At 61.2% G+C, this 16,126-nt stretch carries 17 protein-coding genes; 10 read left to right on the forward strand and 7 right to left on the reverse strand.

Annotated features, from left to right (window positions below; translation table 11 throughout):
* Positions 1 to 261 precede the first annotated feature (261 nt).
* From ACW9H9_RS00980 to ACW9H9_RS01010, 7 genes are all read left to right on the forward strand, one after another.
* On the forward strand, positions 262 to 864 hold the full coding sequence (locus tag ACW9H9_RS00980; RefSeq protein WP_457341136.1) for a Yip1 family protein: 603 nt from the start codon (positions 262 to 264) through the stop codon (positions 862 to 864).
* 126 nt (positions 865 to 990) lie between these two features.
* Positions 991 to 1,485: a SprT family zinc-dependent metalloprotease gene (locus ACW9H9_RS00985; RefSeq protein ID WP_457341137.1), complete on the forward strand. Its 495-nt coding sequence runs from the start codon at positions 991 to 993 to the stop codon at positions 1,483 to 1,485.
* 112 nt (positions 1,486 to 1,597) lie between these two features.
* Positions 1,598 to 1,990 (forward strand): sulfurtransferase complex subunit TusD, encoded by a 393-nt coding sequence (tusD, locus tag ACW9H9_RS00990; RefSeq protein WP_457341138.1) that lies wholly within the window; start codon positions 1,598 to 1,600, stop codon positions 1,988 to 1,990.
* Between the two features lies 1 nt (position 1,991).
* Positions 1,992 to 2,342 carry a sulfurtransferase complex subunit TusC gene (gene tusC, locus ACW9H9_RS00995; RefSeq protein WP_457341139.1) on the forward strand — a complete coding sequence of 117 codons (351 nt, stop codon included), beginning with the start codon at positions 1,992 to 1,994 and terminating at the stop codon, positions 2,340 to 2,342.
* Positions 2,342 to 2,620 (forward strand): sulfurtransferase complex subunit TusB, encoded by a 279-nt coding sequence (gene tusB, locus ACW9H9_RS01000; RefSeq protein ID WP_457341140.1) that lies wholly within the window; start codon positions 2,342 to 2,344, stop codon positions 2,618 to 2,620. Before tusC ends, tusB begins: the two co-directional genes overlap by 1 nt.
* Entirely contained in the window at positions 2,617 to 2,952 is a 336-nt protein-coding gene (locus tag ACW9H9_RS01005) for a TusE/DsrC/DsvC family sulfur relay protein (protein WP_457341141.1), read from the forward strand. The genes tusB and ACW9H9_RS01005 overlap by 4 nt, the downstream gene beginning before the upstream one ends.
* Positions 2,949 to 3,950, forward strand: coding sequence for a glycosyl transferase family protein (locus ACW9H9_RS01010; protein WP_457341142.1), 1,002 nt, complete (start codon positions 2,949 to 2,951; stop codon positions 3,948 to 3,950). The genes ACW9H9_RS01005 and ACW9H9_RS01010 overlap by 4 nt, the downstream gene beginning before the upstream one ends.
* Before the next feature lie 4 nt (positions 3,951 to 3,954).
* On the opposite strand, the gene cysG is transcribed toward ACW9H9_RS01010, so the two are convergent.
* From cysG to ACW9H9_RS01040, 6 genes are read right to left on the reverse strand one after another with little or no spacing between them, the layout of a single operon-like run.
* Positions 3,955 to 5,349 (reverse strand): siroheme synthase CysG, encoded by a 1,395-nt coding sequence (cysG, locus tag ACW9H9_RS01015; protein ID WP_457341143.1) that lies wholly within the window; start codon positions 5,347 to 5,349, stop codon positions 3,955 to 3,957.
* Positions 5,350 to 6,630 (reverse strand): serine--tRNA ligase, encoded by a 1,281-nt coding sequence (serS, locus tag ACW9H9_RS01020; RefSeq protein ID WP_457341144.1) that lies wholly within the window; start codon positions 6,628 to 6,630, stop codon positions 5,350 to 5,352.
* A 16-nt stretch (positions 6,631 to 6,646) separates the two neighbouring features.
* Complete coding sequence (gene crcB / locus ACW9H9_RS01025; protein ID WP_457341145.1) at positions 6,647 to 7,021, reverse strand: fluoride efflux transporter CrcB; 375 nt, start codon at positions 7,019 to 7,021, stop codon at positions 6,647 to 6,649.
* Positions 7,022 to 8,344 (reverse strand): replication-associated recombination protein A, encoded by a 1,323-nt coding sequence (locus tag ACW9H9_RS01030; protein WP_457341146.1) that lies wholly within the window; start codon positions 8,342 to 8,344, stop codon positions 7,022 to 7,024. It abuts the gene before it with no gap.
* A gap of 27 nt (positions 8,345 to 8,371) precedes the next feature.
* Positions 8,372 to 8,995, reverse strand: a complete 624-nt coding sequence (gene lolA, locus ACW9H9_RS01035) for an outer membrane lipoprotein chaperone LolA (protein WP_457341147.1) — start codon at positions 8,993 to 8,995, stop codon at positions 8,372 to 8,374.
* A 57-nt stretch (positions 8,996 to 9,052) separates the two neighbouring features.
* Entirely contained in the window at positions 9,053 to 11,458 is a 2,406-nt protein-coding gene (locus tag ACW9H9_RS01040; protein ID WP_457341148.1) for a DNA translocase FtsK, read from the reverse strand.
* Between the two features lie 486 nt (positions 11,459 to 11,944).
* Between ACW9H9_RS01040 and aat the strand changes: the two genes are divergently transcribed.
* The 3 genes from aat to infA all read left to right on the forward strand — a co-directional run bounded on the left by aat (position 11,945) and on the right by infA (position 13,707).
* Positions 11,945 to 12,625 (forward strand): leucyl/phenylalanyl-tRNA--protein transferase, encoded by a 681-nt coding sequence (aat, locus tag ACW9H9_RS01045; RefSeq protein ID WP_457341149.1) that lies wholly within the window; start codon positions 11,945 to 11,947, stop codon positions 12,623 to 12,625.
* Positions 12,626 to 12,680: 55 nt separating this feature from the next.
* Positions 12,681 to 13,388: an arginyltransferase gene (locus ACW9H9_RS01050; protein ID WP_457341150.1), complete on the forward strand. Its 708-nt coding sequence runs from the start codon at positions 12,681 to 12,683 to the stop codon at positions 13,386 to 13,388.
* Positions 13,389 to 13,488: 100 nt separating this feature from the next.
* Positions 13,489 to 13,707: a translation initiation factor IF-1 gene (gene infA / locus ACW9H9_RS01055; protein ID WP_002553999.1), complete on the forward strand. Its 219-nt coding sequence runs from the start codon at positions 13,489 to 13,491 to the stop codon at positions 13,705 to 13,707.
* A 136-nt stretch (positions 13,708 to 13,843) separates the two neighbouring features.
* Here infA and clpA read toward each other — a convergent pair whose 3' ends face one another.
* Positions 13,844 to 16,114 carry an ATP-dependent Clp protease ATP-binding subunit ClpA gene (clpA, locus tag ACW9H9_RS01060; protein WP_457341151.1) on the reverse strand — a complete coding sequence of 757 codons (2,271 nt, stop codon included), beginning with the start codon at positions 16,112 to 16,114 and terminating at the stop codon, positions 13,844 to 13,846.
* Positions 16,115 to 16,126: the final 12 nt, after the last annotated feature.

A 16,126-nucleotide genomic window follows, 5' to 3' on the forward strand; every position in this document is an offset into this window, starting at 1 on the left:
AGACGAAAAGCGGCGTATTTTACGCAGAAAAACGCCGGTGGGCGACTGGCTTGCCGTTTGAAAACACCGCACCGAACAGACCCGCTCGCGATTAAGCCCCGTGTTTACAGCGCGATTTGCTCTAAAGCCACACACTTTTTCAGGTTATCTCTCCCTATACTGCGAAATAAGGTCGCACATTTATATCCAGACCTTTGTGGCCGCCTGGCCCGTGGGCGCTCCGCTTGGGGGGCGATGGTAATAACGACAGGAGTGACTGGCATGATCCATCACGTCGTGGGACTTTTTACTCATCCCGATCAGGAATGGCGGGAAATTCGTGGCGACGAGGAAGAAAGCATCAGCCACATGTACCTCACACACACGCTGATTCTCGCGGCGATCCCCGCCGTCTCGGCGTTCATCGGCACCACGCAGGTCGGCTGGGTCATCGGCAACCGCTCGCCGGTGATGCTGACGATGGAAAGCGCTTTATGGATGACCATCATGTCGTACCTGGCGATGCTCGCCGGGGTGGCGGTGATGGGCGCCTTTATTCATTGGATGGCGCGCACCTACGATGCCAACCCCAGCATGGCGCGCTGCGTGGCCTTTGCCACTTACACCGCCACGCCGCTGTTTATCGGCGGGCTGGCGGCGCTCTATCCCCATATGTGGCTGGGGATGATCGTCGGGACGGCGGCCATCTGCTACACCGTGTACTTGCTGTATGTAGGGCTGCCAACGTTCATGAACATCAACCCGGACGAGGGCTTTCTGTTCTCAAGCTCCGTGCTGGCCGTGGGCCTGGTGGTGCTGGTGGCGATCATGGCGTTTACCGTCATCGTGTGGGGGCTGGGCGTGGGGCCTATCTATACCAGCTAAGGTCCCGGTGCCGGAGAGAGCCACCGCAAGGTGGCTTTTTGCGTTATGGCTGACCATTCGGCGCCTGACAGATTCGGATACACCCAGGTTTGCGGCATACTGGGCGTCTCTGGAGATAGGTACAGCATGTCCGAGCCACTCAATACCCGCGTCGAAGATTGTTTCCTGCAAGCCGAATCCTTTTTTAAACGAACGTTCAAACGCCCTCAAGTGAGCCTCAAGCTGCGGGGTCAAAAAGCCGGTGTCGCGCATTTGCACGAGAACCTGCTGCGCTTCAACCCTCAGCTGTACCGTGAAAACAGCGAGCACTTCCTCAAGCAAACCGTTGCCCATGAAGTGGCCCACCTGATCGCGCACCAGTTGTTTGGCGACCGTATCCAGCCCCATGGCGAGGAGTGGCAGTTGATCATGCGCGGGGTTTACGAACTGCCGCCCGATCGTTGCCACACCTACCAGATCCAGCGTCGACGGGTGACCCGCTATATCTACCGCTGCCCGTGTGCCGACAGCGATTTTCCGTTCTCGTCACAGCGCCACGGGCTGGTGAACCAAGGGCGGCGGTATTTGTGCCGACGGTGTCGGCAGACGTTGGTGTTTACGGGCGAAACACGCATCGAATAAGGCTTGATGCCTTCCCAGCGCTGAGCGTTTTGATCACGGCGGGCTTTTTCCCGGCGGCGGCTTTATCATTGGCGCTCGTTTGCCCCACCTTCTTTGTTACGAAGAGTGTTTCATGAAGTTCGCGATTGCCCTGTTCAGCGCCCCCCATGCGCCCTCCTCGCGCCGCGCCTTGCTGTTTGCGCAAGCCGCGCTCGCCGCCGGGCATGAGATCGTGCGGTTGTTTTTTTACCAGGACGGCGTCCACAGCGCGTCCGGCAACATCGTCAGCCCGCAGGACGAGCAGGACATCGCCCGGCAATGGCGTGAGTTTGTCAGCGCTCATCAACTCGACGGCGTGGTGTGCATCGCCGCCGCCTTGCGCCGGGGCGTGCTGGATACCAGCGAAGCCACCCGCTATCAACGCAGCGCCGTCAATCTGGAGGCGCCCTGGGCGCTTTCGGGCTTGGGCCAACTGCATGATGCGGCGCAGTCTGCCGACCGTTTGATCTGCTTTGGAGGGCCGTGACATGCCCAAGTCCCTGTTGATCATCAGCCGCCAATCCCCCTGGTCCGGCCCCAGCGCCCGGGAAGCGCTGGACATCGTGCTAGCCGGGGGGGCCTTCGACTTGCCGATTGGCTTGCTGTTTCTCGATGACGGCGTGTTTCAACTGGCGCCCAACCAGAACGCCAAGGCAGTGCAACAAAAAGACCTCAGCGCCAACCTGCAAGCCCTTGAGCTGTTTGGCATCGACGAGGTGTTTGCCTGCGGCCACAGCCTGGCAGAACGCGGCCTGGCCGCCCCCGCCAGCGCGCAGCCTCTGAGCAGCGAACAGATCGCTGAAATGATTGACCGTTACGACCAGGTGATAACCCTCTGATGGCGACCTTGCATGTGGTGTCCCACTCCCCCTTTACCGACAGCCGGCTGCACAGCTGCCTGCGTATTTGCGGCGCCCGGGACGCGATCCTGCTCTGCGGCGACGGCGCCTACGGCCTGCACGACCCGGTTCTGAAAACTAAGGGTGTGACGGTGTTCGTGCTGGCCGAAGACGCACAGGCCCGCAACCTGGACGCGCCTGCCTGGGCACACAGCGTGGATTACCCAGGCTTCGTCCAGCTGTCGATCGATTACGACAAGGTCAACACCTGGCTATGAACACCCTCACCGTGGGCGAGCGCGCCCTGGCGCTGGACAAGGACGGTTACCTGGTCGATCTGAGCGACTGGTCCACCGACGTGGCCAACGCTCTGGCCGCCGCCGAAGACATGGCGTTGACGCCCGAACACTGGGAAATCCTCGAACTGCTGCGCCGCTTTTATGACGAATTCCAGCTGTCGCCCGCCACCCGCCCGCTGATCAAATACACCGCGCTGAAACTGGGCGTGGAAAAAGGCAACAGCCTGCACCTCAACCGACTGTTCAAAGGCACCCCCGCCAAACTCGCCGCCAAGCTGGCGGGCCTGCCCCGACCGACGAATTGCCTATGACCAACCTTGCCCCCCTGATGACCCAAACCCCGGCCGAACACCCGTTTGCGCAATTTGTGCGCATCCTCGGCAAAGGCAAACGCGGCGCACGCGGCCTCACCCGTGAAGAAGCACGGGAAGCCATGGGCATGCTGCTCGATGAAAAAGTCGAAGACACCCAGCTCGGCGCTTTCCTGATGCTACTGCGCCACAAGGAAGAAAGCCCCGAGGAGCTGGCAGGCTTCACCGAGGCCGTGCGCGAGCGAGTGCAGGCCCCGGCGCTGAACGTGGATATCGACTGGCCGACCTACGCCGGTAAAAAACGCCACCTGCCGTGGTACTTACTGGCCGCCAAGTGCCTGGCCCAGAACGGCGTGCGCATCCTGATGCACGGCGGCGGCGCCCACACGGCGGGCCGGCTGTACACAGAGCAGTTGCTGGACGACTTGCAGATCCCGCTGTGCCGTAACTGGCAACAGGTGGTCGCAGCGTTCAGTACCGGCAACCTGGCGTTTATTCCGCTGGGCGACTGGGCACCCCAGCTGCAACGCATGATCGACTTGCGCAACACGCTGGGCCTGCGTTCACCGATCCATTCGCTGGCACGCCTGCTCAACCCGCTGGGTGCGCGGTGCGGCCTGCAAAGTATCTTTCATCCGGGTTATCAAGGCGTGCACCGCGAAGCCAGCGGCCTGCTGGGCGATCACGTTATCGTGGTCAAGGGCGACGGCGGTGAGATCGAGATCAACCCCGACACCATCAGCCACCTGTATGGCACCACCGGCGGCGAAAGTTGGGATGAAGAATGGCCCGCGCTGTCTGCCCAGCGTCACGTCAAACCCGCGACCCTGGACCCCGAGCACCTGAAGGCGCTGTGGCGGGGCGAGGTTCAGGACAGCTATCCGCAATTGGCGCTGATTGCCACCATGGCCCTGGCCCTGCGCGGCCTGGGCCTCCCGCGTGAGGAGGCCTTTGCACGGGCCAAGCAGTACTGGGACGCGCGGGATAAATCGCTTTAACCGGTCAGACCTGGGACTGCGCGCCTTCGAACCACTTGAGCTTTTCGCGCAGGACCACCACTTCGCCCACGATCACCAGGGTGGGCGCATGCACTTCATGCTCCGCCACCAGTTGCGGCAGGTCAGCCAGCGTGCCGGTAAACACCCGCTGGTTGGCGGTGGTGCCTTGCTGAATCAGCGCCGCCGGGGTATCGGCCGCACGACCATGCTGGATCAGTTGCTCGCAGATGATCGGCAAGCCAATCAACCCCATGTAGAACACCAGGGTCTGCGACGGCCCCACCAGGTCACTCCACGGCAGGTTTGACGTGCCGTCTTTCAAGTGCCCGGTGATAAAGCGCACCGATTGCGCGTAGTCGCGGTGCGTCAGCGGAATACCGGCATACGCCGCGCACCCGCTGGCGGCGGTGATGCCAGGCACCACCTGGAACGGAATGCCCTGCTCGGCCAGTTCCTCGATCTCTTCGCCACCCCGGCCGAAGATGAACGGATCGCCGCCCTTGAGCCGCAACACGCGCTTGCCCTGCTTGGCCAGGTCCACCAGTTGCTGGTTGATCTGGTCCTGCGGCACGGCATGATCGGCGCGACGCTTGCCGACATACACACGCTCGGCATCGCGCCGGCACAACTCCAGAATCGCCGGGGCCACCAGACGGTCGTACAGCACCACATCGGCCTGCTGCATCAGGCGCAAGGCCCGAAAGGTCAGCAGGTCGGGGTCACCGGGGCCTGCGCCCACCAGGTAAACCTCACCCGGGGCATGGGGCGGTGCACCGTTGATTTTTTCGACCAACAGGCGCTCGGCCTCATCGCCCTGCCCGGCCAACTGCCGGTCGGCAATCGGGCCCTGGAACACGTCTTCCCAGAACGCACGACGCTGCTGAACGTCGGGAAACAGGCCTTTGACCTGGGCCCGAAACCGCGCCGCCAACCCGGCCAACTGGCCATACGTGGAAGGGATCCAGGTTTCCAGCTTGGCGCGAATCAGCCGTGCCAACACCGGTGCATCACCGCCGCTGGACACGGCGATGACCAACGGCGAACGGTCGACAATCGCTGGGAAGATCACACTGCACAGGGCTGGCGCGTCCACCACGTTGACCGGCACACAGCGGCGCCGGGCGTCACTGGACACCTGCGCATTCAGCGGCTCGTCATCGGTGGCGGCGATGATCAGGGTGCAGCCATCGAGGTCGGCCTCGTGATAGCCGCGCAAAATCAGTTCCCCGCCACTGCCCTGCACCAGTTCACGCAACTGGCTTTCGATCTGGGGAGCAACCACCCGCAACACCGCGCCCGCATCGGCCAGCAGCCGGGATTTGCGCAAGGCAATCTCCCCGCCACCGACGACCAATACACGACTGCCGCGCAGGTTATGAAACAGCGGCAGAAATTCCATTTAGCCGATGACCTCAATGCCCGCCATGTAAGGCTTGAGCACGTCCGGTACGCGGATCGAACCGTCGGCCTGCTGGTAGTTTTCCAGCACCGCCACCAGGGTACGACCTACTGCCAGACCCGACCCGTTGAGGGTGTGTACCAGCTCCGGCTTGCCGGTTTCCGGGTTGCGAAAGCGCGCCTGCATGCGGCGCGCCTGGAAGTCACCGCAGTTGGAGCACGACGAAATCTCGCGGTATTTGTCCTGGCTTGGCACCCACACTTCCAGGTCGTACGTCTTCACGGCGCTGAAACCCATGTCGCCGGTGCACAGCGACAATACGCGGTAAGGCAGCTCCAGCAGTTGCAGGACGCGCTCGGCGTTGGCAGTCATGCCTTCCAGCGCCTGCATGGAGGTGGACGGTTCCACCACCTGGACCATCTCGACTTTTTCGAACTGGTGCTGGCGGATCATGCCGCGTGTGTCACGGCCCGACGCACCGGCTTCGCTGCGAAAGCACGGCGAGTGCGCGACGAATTTCAACGGCAGTTGCTTGGCGTCCAGGATTTCGCCGGACACGATATTGGTCAGCGACACTTCGGAAGTCGGGATCAGGTACAGGTCGGCTTCGCCCTCACGGCCGATCTTGAACAGGTCTTCCTCGAACTTGGGCAACTGGCCAGTGCCTTGCAATGCCGGCGCCTGGACCAGGTACGGGGTGTAGGCCTCTTCGTAGCCGTGCTCGCCGGTGTGCAGGTTGATCATGAACTGCGCGAGGGCGCGGTGCAGGCGGGCAATCGGGCCGCGCAACAGGGCAAAACGCGCGCCAGACATCTTGGCCGCGGTTTCAAAGTCCAGGCCGCCGGTCACTTCGCCCAGGGCCACGTGGTCCTTGACCTCGAAATCGAAGGCTTTGGGCGTGCCCCAGCGGCGCACTTCGACGTTGCCGTCTTCGTCTTCGCCGACCGGCACGGATTCGTGCGGCAGGTTGGGGAGGCCCAGCAGGATCGAATCCAGCTCGTTCTGAATGTTTTCCAGCTCGACTTTACCGTCGGACAGCTCGCTGCCCATACGCTCGACGTCGGCCATCAGCGGTGCGATGTCTTCGCCGCGTTGCTTGGCCTGACCGATGGATTTGGAACGGGCATTACGCTCAGCCTGCAGTGCTTCGGTGCGGGTCTGGACGGTCTTGCGCTGTTCTTCCAGCGCTTCGATGCGCACGACGTCCAGGGCAAAGCCACGGGATGCCAGGCGGTCCGCTACGTCCTGAAGGTTGCTACGTAACAGTTTGGAATCGAGCATGTCGGTTTCTCGTTTATCAGAGTTTGGTCAAGGACAGGCCAGCCCACGTGGCGAGCAGCCCGCCGAACACGCTAATGGCCAGATACCCGAAGGCAACAGGGGCCTGCCCGCTTTCCAGCAAGCGCAGCGTGTCCAGTGAAAAAGATGAAAAGGTGGTCAGACCGCCGACAAACCCGACGATCAGACCGGCCCGAATTTCGATCGGCACTTCCGGGCGGATCAAAAACCAGCCGTACAACAAGCCGATGATCAGGCAGCCCACCAGGTTGACCGCCAGCGTGGCCGTATAAAAATACTTGGGCCAATGGGCGCTGACCCAGGTTCCTGTGGCGAAACGCAGTAATGTACCAGCGATACCGGCTACGGACACGGCAAGAATGGTCTGGAGCACTTATTTTCTCCGCTGTTTGGGGCTCAACCGGTCGAGCTGGGCCAGGTGATTGAGCTTCTCACCGATTTTCAGCTCCAGGCCACGCGGGACGGGCTGATACAGCGCCAGCGGCTCCAGCGCCTCGGGGAAGTAGTCTTCACCGGCCGCGTAGGCGTCGGGCTCGTCATGGGCATAGCGGTATTCGTCGCCGTACCCCAGCTGTTTCATCAGCTTGGTCGGGGCGTTGCGCAGGTGCAGGGGCACTTCCAGCGAACCGTACTCGGCGGCAGCCCGCAGTGCAGACTTGAAGCCCATGTACACCGCATTGCTCTTGGGCGCGCAGGCCAGGTAAGTGATGGCTTGCGCAACCGCCAGCTCGCCCTCCGGGCTGCCCAGACGCTCCTGCACGTCCCAGGCTGCCAGGCACAGGCTCAAGGCGCGCGGGTCGGCGTTACCGATGTCTTCGCTGGCCATGCGCACCACGCGCCGGGCCAGGTAGAGCGGGTCGCAGCCGCCGTCGATCATGCGCGCGAACCAGTACAGCGCACCGTCCGGGTTGGAACCACGCACCGACTTGTGCAACGCCGAGATCTGGTCGTAGAAGGCTTCGCCGCCCTTGTCGAAACGGCGGCGGGTGTCGCCCAACAGGCTTTGCAGCAAGTCGACGCCGATCTCGCTGCCGTCTTCGGCCAGGTCCGAGGCGTTTTCCAGCAGGTTGAGAAAACGCCGCCCATCGCCATCGGCAGCGGTCAGCAGAATCTTGAAGCCTTCTTCGCTGACGCTGAGGTTGCGCTTGCCCAGGCCCTTGTCTTCGCTCAACGCCCGCTGCAACAGCTTTTGCATGGCAGCTTCGTCGAGGCTTTTGAGCACGTACACCCGCGCCCGCGAAAGCAACGCGTTGTTCAGTTCAAACGACGGGTTCTCGGTGGTAGCGCCGATGAAGATCAGCGTGCCGTCTTCGACATACGGCAAAAACGCATCCTGCTGCGATTTGTTGAAGCGATGCACTTCGTCGACGAACAGGATGGTGCGCTTGCCGTATTGCCCGGCCTGCTGCTTGGCCACATCCACCGCCTGGCGGATCTCCTTGACCCCGGCCAACACCGCCGAAACCGTTTCGAAGTGGGCGTCGGAGACTTTGGCCAAGAGCCGCGCCAGGGTAGTCTTGCCCACCCCCGGCGGGCCCCAGAAGATCATCGAGTGCAGCGCGCCCTGCTCCAGCGCTTCGCGCAGGGGCTTGCCACGGGCGAGCAGGTGTTCCTGCCCGACGTACTCGTCCAGGTTGGTCGAGCGCAGGCGCGCGGCCAGGGGCTGAGCGATCGGGTCACTTCGAAACAAATCCATGGGCAGCGGTTGAAACCTCTGGTCAGCTTATTCCTGGATCACGTCGGCACCCTTGGGGATGTCGAACTTGAAGCGCGAGGCCGGGATCGGCTCGTTGGCCTTGACGCCGGAAAACAGGATATTGGTGCGCTGGCCAACACTGTCGACCAGTTGCATGTCGTTGATCACGCCTTTGCGAAAGGACAGGCGCAGGCTGTCGAACAGCGTGTCACGGGCCTTGGGCTTGAGCGTGAAGTCAATCACGTCGCTTTGCTGCTTGGACGTGATTTCAAAGTTGTCGCTGATTTTGGACACGTCGCCAGAGAGCAACAGCGCCGGGGTCTGGTTCAGACGCGGGTCGAGCTTTTTGATGGTCGCCTGTTCCAGGTCCGGATCCCACAGCGTCACGTTCTTGCCGTCGGAGACGATGGTCTGGTCGGCGGGCGCATCGGTCTTCCAGTAGAAGTAGCCCGGGCGTTGTACGGCCATTTCACCGGCGGTTTCCTGCAGGTGCGCGCCGCTGGCGTCCAGCGTGAGCTGGGAAAAGCGCGCATTCAGGGTCTTGGATTGCTCGAGCAAGTTGGTCAGGCTGGCCACGGAAGCCGGGTCTGCGTGAGCCGACAGAGCGGTCAGGGCCAGGGCCGGCAACAACAGCATGCGGATAAGACGCATGGGAGTCCTCATAGATTCGTTTGCAAGGCGCGCCGCGTGGTGCCACGCGGCACGTAATCAGTCGCGCATCTGCCCCGGCGCGATCACTTCGCGCGAGCCATTGGTGTTCATCGCTGTCACGACCCCGGCCATTTCCATGGCTTCGATCATGCGGGCAGCACGGTTGTAGCCAATTTTCAGTTTGCGCTGTACCGCAGAAATCGACGCACGGCGGCTTTCCAGCACGAACTGCACAGCTTCGTCGTACAGCGCATCGGTTTCGGCGTCTTCTTCACCGCCACCGCCGCCGTTTTCAAAGCCGCTGCCGGCCTCTTCCACACCGTTGAGGATGTCGTCGTTGTACTCCGGCGCGCCGCGCAGTTTCCAGGCTTCCACCACGCGGTGCACTTCATCGTCGGACACGAACGCGCCATGGACACGGATCGGCAGGCTGGTGCCCGGCGGCATGTAGAGCATGTCACCGTGGCCCAGCAATTGCTCGGCGCCGCCCTGGTCGATGATGGTTCGCGAGTCGATCTTGCTCGACACCTGGAACGCCATGCGGGTCGGGATGTTGGCCTTGATCAGGCCGGTGATCACGTCCACCGACGGGCGCTGGGTGGCAAGAATCAAGTGAATACCCGCCGCCCGGGCTTTTTGCGCGATACGGGCGATGAGTTCTTCGACCTTCTTGCCGACGATCATCATCATGTCGGCGAATTCGTCGACCACCACCACGATGGTCGGCAGCTTGGTCAGCACCGGCGCTTCATCGTGAATGTTTTCGCGCTTGTACAGCGGATCGGGAATCGTCTCGCCGCGCTCATGGGCTTCCTTGATCTTGGCGTTGAAGCCCGACAGGTTACGCACGCCCATCTTGGCCATGAGCTTGTAGCGCCGCTCCATCTCGGCCACGCTCCAGCGCAGGGCGTTGGCGGCGTCTTTCATGTCGGTGACCACCGGGCACAGCAGGTGCGGGATGCCTTCGTAGATCGACAGCTCGAGCATTTTGGGGTCAATCATGATCAGCTTGGCGTCGTCCGGGCCAGACTTGAACAGGATCGACAGGATCATCGCGTTCACCCCCACCGACTTACCGGAACCGGTCGTACCGGCCACCAGCAAGTGCGGCATTTTTGCCAGGTCCGTGATCACCGGCTTACCGCCGATGTCGTGACCCAGCGCCAGGGTGACCGGGGACTTGAAGTTGTCGTACTCCGGGGTGGAAAGCACTTCGGAAAACCGCACGATCTGCCGGTCTTCGTTGGGGATCTCGATACCTACGGTGGTTTTGCCGGGAATCACTTCCACCACCCGCACACTGGTCACGGCCAGCGAACGCGCCAGGTCTTTGGCGAGGTTGGAAATGCGACTGACTTTCACACCGGCGGCCGGCTGGATTTCGTAGCGGGTAATCACCGGGCCCGGGTGGATCGAGTCTACCGAGACTTCGACACCAAATTCCTTGAGCTTGATTTCCAGCAAATGGCCGACCGCGGCCAGGGACTCTGGAGAATAGTTGAGCTGTTTCTTTTCGGCCGGGTCCAGGATCGAAATCGGCGGCAAGGTGCCTTCCACTGCACTGTCGATGAACAGCGGCGCCTGCTTTTCCTTCTGCACACGATGGCTTGGCTCGGGCGCCTTGACCGGCGCCGGGGCGATCACCGGCGGAACCTGTTTTTCGCGTTCCGACATGTGCTTGGTCAGCGCTTGCTCGCGCTCGATCAGGCGCTCCTTGACCTTGGCCTGCTCGCGACGGTCGGGCGTCGTGGGCGCCACGACCTCGTTGACCCGGGTGTCGACCTCACGCAGCTGCGCGACCATGCGCTTGCGATCGACGCGGGCCTGCCACCAACGGTTGGCCGCGCCCTGGAACAGCTCGAACAGGTCCAGTGTGATCTTGCCGGTCACATCCATGACCTTGAACCAGGACAGGTCGGTAAACACGGTCAGGCCGAACAGGAACAGCGCGATAAACATCAGGGTGCTGCCCTGGATGTTCAGGGTTCTTCGGGCCAGGTCGCCCAGGCTTTCACCCAACGCTCCACCGGCGCCCGCAGGCAGGCCGGTGGGGGCATGGAAGTGGATATGCGCCAGGGCCGCGCCCGACAGCACCAGAAACACCAGGCCAATCAGGCGCCAGGAGAACAGCCAGCCGCTCCATTGCCACGGTTCGTGACGCTGGCGGAAGATTTGCCAGGTCTTGATGGCCAGCAGCAGCGGGAAGATGTAAGCGAAGTAACCCAGCACCATGAACAGGATATCGGCGCTGTAGGAACCGGCAGGGCCGCCGAAGTTCTGCACATCGTCGATCTTGCTGTTGTGGCTCCAGCCCGGATCATCCTTGCCGTAGGTCAGCAAGGCCATCATCAGGAACAGGCACAAGGCGCCGATGGCGATCAACGCGCCTTCCTTCAGCCGGTAATGCAGGTGCTGACGCCAGGCCGGAACTACTGTTTTAGGTGTCGCGGTGGATTTCTTCAAAACGGGTATTTTCCTGCGCCTTTAGCGCGTCCATCTATTGAATGACTGCAAAATACTGCCCCATCCGGGCAGATAAAAAATGAACCTGTGTCGATCACACTACTTTTAACACTGCGTGACTGATTCATAAAACGGCGATAACGCCACAGTGCCCGCATTGTACGGGTTTGTGGACGGGATGCCACACGCAGCCCCTCTGCTACACAGCATAGCCAAGGGCTCTCTTCATGACGTTCAATTTGAGCATGCATTGTCTTTACTGACAAAGGCTTATGCGCTGTTTTTGCCAATCAGCACTAGCTTTGCGACCAACGCACGCGATTACGACCACGCCCCTTGCAGAGAGTTGCACGCCCACCTTTTCACGCCAATACCGCTCGATCCTGTGTTCGCACTAGCCCCCTGGCGCTGTGTCGACAATAATTACCGCACTAAAGACAGGCATCGCGCCCGTTACCGCCCTCCCCTGCTGTAAGGCTGGATGCCATGCTGACCTGGTTACAACGCGACACCCTGACCTTTCCACCGCTGGCCCAGGCCATGCGTGAACCCAATGGTTTGCTGGCCGCTGGCGGCGACCTGTCGCCCGACCGGCTGGTGCAGGCTTACCGCCACGGCTGCTTTCCGTGGTTTTCACAAGGCCAGCCGATCCTCTGGTGGTCACCCGACCCACGCACCGTGCTGTTCCCCGAAGAACTCCACATTTCCCGCAGCCTGGCCAAATTATTGCGCCAGCAGCGCTACACCGTAACGTTCGACCAGGACTTCGCCAGCGTCATCCAGGCCTGTGCCGAGCCGCGCAGCTATGCAGACGGGACATGGATCACCGACTCCATTCAAAGCGCCTATATAGCGCTGCATCAGAGGGGTTACGCCCATTCGGTCGAAGTCTGGGACGACGGGCGCCTGGTGGGCGGTGTATACGGCCTGGCCATGGGCCAGATGTTTTTTGGCGAGTCGATGTTCAGCCGCGCCGACAACGCCTCGAAATTCGGCTTTGTCACCCTGGTCAAACACTTACAGGCCTGGGGATTCGTATTGATCGATTGCCAGATGCACACCAATCACCTGCAAAGCCTGGGTGCGCGCGCCATCTCCCGCAGCGACTTCGTCAACTACCTGCACGAGCATCTGGACCGGCCCAGCAGCGGGCCATGGGTTTGCTAGGCGACTTTCGTGCACCTGGCTTACACTTATTTCAACGCTTATCCGAGAATTGATCATGACCGAGTTGGCGCGCTTGAAGTTTTATGCCACTCAACCGCACTCCTGCAGTTACCTGCCCGACGAGCAGGCCACTACGCTGTTCCTCGACCCCAGCCAGCCGATGGACGCGCATGTGTATGCCGACTTGTCGGAAATGGGCTTTCGCCGCAGTGGCGACCACCTGTACCGCCCGCACTGCCAAAACTGCAACGCTTGCGTGCCGGCACGCATCCCCGTGACGCAGTTTTTGCCGGACCGCAATCAAAAACGCATCCTCAAACGCAATGCCGACCTGACGGTCACACCAGCCAAACCGGGCTTCAGCGAAGAATATTTCGACCTTTATCAGCGCTATATCGAGCAACGGCATGCCGATGGCGACATGTTCCCGCCCAGCCGGGACCAGTTTTCCACCTTTCTGGTACGCGACTTGCCGTTTTCGCGCTTCTACGAATTCCGCCTAGACGGCCGACTGGTCGCCGTGGCAGTCACCGACCTGCTACCCAACGGCCTGTCGGCGGTCTACACCTTTTACGAGCCCGCCGAGGAACGCCGCAGCCTGGGTCGTTTTGCGATTCTCTGGCAAATCGGCGAAGCCCTGCGCCTGGAACTGGAAGCGGTGTACCTGGGCTACTGGATCAAGAACTGCAAAAAGATGAACTACAAGACTCAATATCGGCCGATTGAGCTGCTGATTAATCAAAGATGGGTCACGCTGAACTAGAACCCCTTGGCTTAAACACCCTTTTTCGGGCACAATGCACGCCGCTTTTGCCTGGCGCAGTTGCACCGGGCCATTCACTGGACACCGAGGGCTTTACTGCATGTCGAAAGAAGACAGCTTCGAAATGGAAGGCACTGTCGTCGACACCCTGCCCAACACCATGTTTCGCGTGGAGTTGGAAAATGGGCACGTCGTAACCGCGCATATCTCCGGCAAGATGCGCAAGAACTACATTCGTATTCTTACCGGTGACAAAGTGCGCGTCGAACTGACGCCCTATGACTTGAGCAAAGGGCGCATCACTTACCGCGCCCGCTAATCAAGTCAATACAAAACGCCCGGTTATGCCGGGCGTTTTTGTGTGCGCGCAAGGTATGAACAGCCGCCCCGCCACCCTATTTTGACGCAGCAAAAAGGCGCCTTTCAGCGCCTTTTTGTTGGGTTGCGACCCGCTATCAGGCCATTTCGGCCGTGGTCTCGAACTCGAAGGTCAGCTCGCCGTCCTTCAGGTCGATATGCACCACGCCACCATGGTCGGACAATTCGCCGAACAGGATCTCTTCGGCCAGCGGCCGCTTGATCTTGTCCTGGATCAAACGCGCCATTGGGCGAGCGCCCATTGCCGCGTCGTAACCCCCTTCGGCCAGCCAGTTGCGCGCCGCATCCGTAACGTCCAACTGCACACGCTTGTCTTCGAGCTGTGCCTGAAGCTCGGTGAGGAACTTGTCCACCACACTTTTGATGACCTCATGGCTGAGGCGACCAAACTGGATAATGGTGTCCAGGCGGTTGCGGAATTCGGGCGTGAAGCTTTTCTTGATCACTTCCATCGCATCGGAAGAGTGATCCTGATGCGTGAAGCCGATGGAGGCCCGCGCAGCCGTTTCAGCACCGGCGTTGGTGGTCATGATCACGATCACATTACGGAAGTCCGCCTTGCGCCCGTTGTTGTCGGTCAGGGTCCCGTGGTCCATCACCTGCAACAGCAGGTTGAAGACTTCCGGGTGGGCCTTTTCGATTTCATCGAGCAGCAACACGCAATGCGGCTGTTTGGTGATCGCCTCGGTCAGCAGGCCGCCCTGGTCGAAACCGACATAGCCCGGAGGCGCACCGATCAGGCGCGACACGGTGTGACGCTCCATGTATTCGGACATGTCGAAACGTACCAGCTCGATCCCCATGGCCTTGGCCAACTGGCGCGCCGCCTCGGTCTTGCCCACACCCGTAGGGCCTGCGAACAGGAACGAACCGACCGGCTTGTCGGGGGATTTGAGCCCGGCACGCGACAGCTTGATCGCGGTGGACAGCGAGTCGATCGCCGCATCCTGGCCAAACACGGTCAGCTTGAGGTCACGCTCCAGGTTGCGCAGCAGCTCTTTATCGGAGCTGGTGACGTGTTTCGGCGGAATCCGCGCGATTTTCGCCACGATGTCCTCGACCTGAGGCACGTCGATACGCTTCACACGCTTGTCGGCCGGTTGCAGGCGCTGGTAGGCACCCGCTTCGTCGATCACGTCGATAGCCTTGTCCGGCATGTGGCGGTCATTAATGTAGCGCGACGCAAGCTCAGCGGCAGACCGCAGGGCCTCGTCGGTGTATTCGATGCTGTGGTGCGCCTCGAAACGCCCCTTCAGGCCGCGCAGGATACCGATGGTGTCTTCCACCGACGGCTCGGACACGTCCACTTTCTGGAAGCGACGCGCCAGTGCACGGTCTTTTTCGAAGATGCCGCGAAATTCCTGGAACGTGGTCGAACCGATGCAACGAATGTCACCCGACGACAACAGCGGCTTGAGCAGGTTGGAGGCGTCCATCACGCCACCGGATGCCGCACCCGCACCAATAATGGTGTGGATCTCGTCAATGAACAGGATCGCCTGCGGGCGTTTTTTCAGCTCGCCCAGCAGCGCCTTGAAGCGCTTCTCGAAATCGCCACGGTATTTGGTCCCGGCGAGCAGCGCGCCCAGGTCCAGCGAGTAGACGACACTGCTGGCCAGCAGGTCTGGCACCTGGTTGTCGACGATACGCTTGGCCAGGCCTTCGGCAATCGCGGTTTTACCCACGCCCGCTTCACCCACCAGCAACGGGTTGTTCTTGCGACGGCGTGCAAGGATCTGCGCGACGCGCTCGACCTCAAGCTCACGCCCCACCAGCGGATCGATCCGCCCCTGGCGCGCCAGTTCGTTGAGGTTGCTGGCGTAAGCGTCCAGCGGGTTGCTTGAAGACGACGACTCACCCCCCTCTTCGTCCTGCATATCCTGCTCACCCTCGGAATGTTCGCCATGCCCCGGCACTTTGGAAATGCCATGGGCGATGTAGTTGACGACATCAATACGGGCAACGCTTTGCTGCTTGAGCAGGAATACGGCCTGGCTTTCCTGCTCGCTGAAAATGGCAACCAGCACATTGGCACCCGTCACTTCACGCTTGCCGGAGCTCTGTACGTGGAACACAGCACGCTGCAGCACCCGCTGAAAGCCCAGGGTTGGCTGGGTTTCGCGGTCTTCGTCGTGCACGGGAATCAGTGGCGTGGTGGAGTCGATAAACTCCTGCAGGTCATGCTTGAGTTTGTCGAGATTGGCGCCGCACGCACGCAGAACCGTGGCGGCAGCTTCATTGTCCAAAAGTGCCAGCAGCAGGTGCTCGACGGTCATGAATTCATGACGCTTCGAACGGGCCTCCTTGAAGGCAAGATTGAGGGTGACTTCGAGCTCGCGGTTTAACATAGCTTCACCTCA

The organism is Pseudomonas sp. SDO5215_S409 (assembly GCF_054071325.1).